This window comes from Mesorhizobium sp. M4A.F.Ca.ET.090.04.2.1 (genome assembly GCF_003999085.1).
Taxonomy (GTDB): domain Bacteria; phylum Pseudomonadota; class Alphaproteobacteria; order Rhizobiales; family Rhizobiaceae; genus Mesorhizobium.
The window spans coordinates 12,501-16,867 of the sequence record NZ_RZOT01000054.1; the positions used below are offsets into that span (position 1 = coordinate 12,501).

Below are 4,367 nucleotides of genomic sequence, written 5' to 3' on the forward strand. Positions count from 1 at the left end.
CCCGCACAGGATCTGGTTCAGGCGACGATCTCTTCGAGGTCGCGCTTAGCTAACCTCGCAAGGGGAGGGCTGAAGCGACGATCCTTTGGATCGCGCAGATGGATATTGGCAATGAGAACGATCAAGTGTCTTAAGGGCAATTGGTGGATGCCTTGGCATGCACAGGCGATGAAGGACGTGATACGCTGCGATAAGCTACGGGGAGGTGCGAATACCCTTTGATCCGTAGATTTCCGAATGGGGAAACCCACCTAAGGTACTTGGAAAATCAGAGCTGCAGAGCGATCTGCCGCTGTGGTTTCCAAGTATCGATAATAGGTAACTTATCCTGAATACATAGGGATAAAGTGGCGAACGCGGGGAACTGAAACATCTAAGTACCCGTAGGAAAGGACATCAACCGAGACTCCGGAAGTAGTGGCGAGCGAACCCGGACCAGGCCAGTGGCGATTGAGAGACAAGCGGAACCTTCTGGAAAGTTGGGCCATAGCGGGTGACAGCCCCGTACGCGTAATGCGATCAATCGTCCTCGAGTAAGGCGGGACACGTGAAATCCTGTCTGAAATTGGGAGGACCACCTTCCAAGCCTAAGTACTCGTGCATGACCGATAGCGAACTAGTACCGTGAGGGAAAGGTGAAAAGCACCCCGACAAGGGGAGTGAAAGAGTACCTGAAACCGATTGCCTACAAACAGTGGGAGCCCGCAAGGGTGACCACGTACCTTTTGTATAATGGGTCAGCGACTTAGTGTGACGAGCAAGCTTAAACCGATAGGTGTAGGCGCAGCGAAAGCGAGTCTGAACAGGGCGTTCAGTTCGTCGCATTAGACCCGAAACCGAGTGATCTAGCCATGAGCAGGTTGAAGGTAAGGTAACACTTACTGGAGGACCGAACCCATAACTGTTGCAATAGTTCGGGATGACTTGTGGCTAGGGGTGAAAGGCCAATCAAACTCGGAAATAGCTGGTTCTCCGCGAAATCTATTTAGGTAGAGCGTCGACCGAATACCCCAGGGGGTAGAGCACTGGATGGGCTAGGGGTCCTCACCGGATTACCAAACCTAACCAAACTCCGAATACCTGGGAGTACTAGTCGGCAGACACACGGCGGGTGCTAACGTCCGTCGTGAAAAGGGAAACAACCCTGACCTACAGCTAAGGTCCCCAAGTTATGGCTAAGTGGGAAAGGATGTGAGGATCCCAAAACAACCAGGATGTTGGCTTAGAAGCAGCCATCATTTAAAGAAAGCGTAACAGCTCACTGGTCTAAATAAGGGTCTTTGCGCCGAAAATGTAACGGGGCTAAAGCCATACACCGAAGCTTAGGGTTCGTGAGCAATCACGAGCGGTAGCGGAGCGTTCTGTAAGCTGATGAAGCCGTACCCGTGAGGGGCGGTGGAGGTATCAGAAGTGCGAATGCTGACATGAGTAACGTAAGGGGAGTGAGAGACTCCCCCGCCGAAAGACCAAGGGTTCCTGCTTAAAGTTAATCTGAGCAGGGTTAGCCGGCCCCTAAGACGAGGCGGAAACGCGTAGTCGATGGGAACCACGTTAATATTCGTGGGCCTGGAGGTAGTGACGGATTGCACAAGTTGTTCAACCTTATCGGATTGGTTGGGCAGCGGAGCGGTTCCAGGAAATAGCTCCTCCTTATAGACCGTACCCGAAACCGACACTGGTGGTCTGGTAGAGTATACCAAGGCGCTTGAGAGAACTATGCTGAAGGAACTCGGCAAATTGCACGCGTAACTTCGGAAGAAGCGTGACCCTTTTCTGCGCAAGCAGAGGAGGGTGGCACAGACCAGGGGGTAGCGACTGTTTATCAAAAACACAGGGCTCTGCGAAGCCGCAAGGCGACGTATAGGGTCTGACGCCTGCCCGGTGCTGGAAGGTTAAGAGGAGGGGTGCAAGCTCTGAATCGAAGCCCCAGTAAACGGCGGCCGTAACTATAACGGTCCTAAGGTAGCGAAATTCCTTGTCGGGTAAGTTCCGACCTGCACGAATGGCGTAACGACTTCCCCGCTGTCTCCAGCATAGACTCAGTGAAATTGAATTCCCCGTGAAGATGCGGGGTTCCTGCGGTTAGACGGAAAGACCCCGTGCACCTTTACTATAGCTTTACATTGGCATTCGTAGTGGCATGTGTAGGATAGGTGGTAGGCTTTGAAGCCAGGGCGCCAGCCTTGGTGGAGCCACCCTTGAAATACCACCCTTATCTCTATGGATGTCTAACCGCGGCCCGTTATCCGGGTCCGGGACAATGTATGGTGGGTAGTTTGACTGGGGCGGTCGCCTCCTAAAGAGTAACGGAGGCGCGCGATGGTGGGCTCAGAACGGTCGGAAATCGTTCGCTGAGTGCAATGGCATAAGCCTGCCTGACTGCGAGACTGACAAGTCGAGCAGAGACGAAAGTCGGTCATAGTGATCCGGTGGTCCCGCGTGGAAGGGCCATCGCTCAACGGATAAAAGGTACGCCGGGGATAACAGGCTGATGACCCCCAAGAGTCCATATCGACGGGGTTGTTTGGCACCTCGATGTCGACTCATCGCATCCTGGGGCTGGAGCAGGTCCCAAGGGTATGGCTGTTCGCCATTTAAAGCGGTACGTGAGTTGGGTTCAGAACGTCGTGAGACAGTTCGGTCCCTATCTGCCGTGGGTGTAGGAATATTGAAAGGATCTGTCCCTAGTACGAGAGGACCGGGATGGACGGATCTCTGGTGGACCTGTTGTGGCGCCAGCCGCATAGCAGGGTAGCTATATCCGGACGGGATAACCGCTGAAGGCATCTAAGCGGGAAACCCACCTTGAAACGAGTATTCCCTGAGAACCGTGGAAGACGACCACGTTGATAGGCCGGGTGTGGAAGAGCGGCAACGCTTGAAGCTTACCGGTACTAATAGTTCGATCGGCTTGATCGTTCTCATTCCTAATATCCATCTTTGTTCTCACTCACGCTTGTTCCGCCCTTCGGGCGGCGCTACGTGGGTGCGGCGCATCGGCGCCGACGGCCGGTCGGCCTTGCGAAGCTTCGCTTCGAAAGGTGCCAGGCCAAATGAACATCCAAGGCACAAAAAACAGCTTCTCGAACAACGTGCGTTTCGCCGACCTGGTGGTTATGGCGGAGCGGCTGCACCCGATCCCATTCCGAACTCGGCCGTGAAACGCTCCAGCGCTGATGGTACTTCGTCTCAAGACGCGGGAGAGTAGGTCGCTGCCAGGTCTGCCAAACGCACGTTCATCTTCTCATTACGATAGGCCCGCCAAACGGGATCCCGGGCCGCGCAAGCGGCCCTTTCATTTGGCAGGCCTCTTGATTCCGGTAAGCTCAAACTTACCTCTAAGGACGCAAGCTAACGCTTGCTCGTAGTTGACGCGGGGTGGAGCAGCCCGGTAGCTCGTCAGGCTCATAACCTGAAGGTCACAGGTTCAAATCCTGTCCCCGCAACCAAATACAAAACGGCCCGCCTCGCGCGGGCCGTTTTGTATTTGGTCGCAATGGCCGGCGATCTTAACCCGCATCAGCGGCCCGCAACGAGGCAAGGCCGACGCCGCGGCGACAAAAAAGCCAAATCCTGTCCCCGCAACCAAATACCAAAACGGGGGGCCGATTTGCTTTGGCCGCCCGGCCGATTGCTCTCGTCTGGTGCCCGCAAAGGAGGGGAGGCCGACACCGCGGACGAGCTCCGCCTGATCCAGAGCCGAAGCGAACAGCGAAAGCCCGAATCGGAGCGGCGACCGCAACCAGATGTGAAATGAACTTAGCCGGCGGGCCTCCTTCTCAACCGGCTTCAGTGCCCGTCGTCCCGCCTGTATGGCGAGAGTAGATCGTCGGAGCTGTCGATTGCACCAGATTGCTCGATCGCGCCGGCGTCATCGGGGCCGAGGCGATATCTCGGTTCTGCCGAATCGGCGAATCAAGCCCTGCGGGATAATCCCCGAATCAGAGGCAGAGATCGGCCGAATCGGCCAATGCTGGCAATAGCTGACATCTATTGCTATGGTTCCTATGGCCGGACATCTTTTTCCAGAGGTTGCCATGCCCAATTATGCTCTGAACGACCACTACGAGAGCTTCATCAGGAAGCAGCTCGAATCAGGCCGCTACAACAATGCCAGCGAGGTCGTCCGCGCCGGTCTGCGCATGCTCGAGGACTTCGAGGCGGAGCGGGAGAAATGGCTGCGCGAGGAGGTCCCGGGGCGCCTGGCCGAGCTTCAGCAAGATCCGGCGAAGAGAGTTCCCGCCGAAACGGTTTTTTCCCAGCTTGAAGCGCGTCATCGCGCGAAGCAGGCGAAAGCCAAGTAGGGAATGGAGTAATCGGGTTGTCTTTCATCCCATGGCGGAAGCCGAACTCGGACAGCTCTATGA

At 55.7% G+C, this 4,367-nt stretch carries 1 protein-coding gene, 1 tRNA gene and 2 rRNA genes; all 4 read left to right on the forward strand.

The window, feature by feature from the left end; all coding sequences use genetic code 11:
* The first annotated feature begins 119 nt into the window (after nucleotides 1-119).
* The 4 genes from EN781_RS06430 to EN781_RS06445 all read left to right on the forward strand — a co-directional run bounded on the left by EN781_RS06430 (nucleotide 120) and on the right by EN781_RS06445 (nucleotide 4,304).
* Nucleotides 120-2,919, forward strand: a 23S ribosomal RNA gene (locus tag EN781_RS06430).
* Between the two features lie 187 nt (nucleotides 2,920-3,106).
* Nucleotides 3,107-3,221, forward strand: a 5S ribosomal RNA gene (gene rrf, locus EN781_RS06435).
* A gap of 151 nt (nucleotides 3,222-3,372) precedes the next feature.
* Nucleotides 3,373-3,449, forward strand: a tRNA-Met gene (locus EN781_RS06440).
* 588 nt (nucleotides 3,450-4,037) lie between these two features.
* Nucleotides 4,038-4,304, forward strand: a complete 267-nt coding sequence (locus EN781_RS06445; RefSeq protein WP_126059349.1) for a type II toxin-antitoxin system ParD family antitoxin — start codon at nucleotides 4,038-4,040, stop codon at nucleotides 4,302-4,304.
* Nucleotides 4,305-4,367: the final 63 nt, after the last annotated feature.

What these genes read in the sequence shown, in the direction of transcription:
- EN781_RS06445 (WP_126059349.1), top strand. Translation starts at nt 4,038, where the DNA reads ATGCCCAATTATGCTCTGAACGACCACTACGAGAGCTTCATCAGGAAG.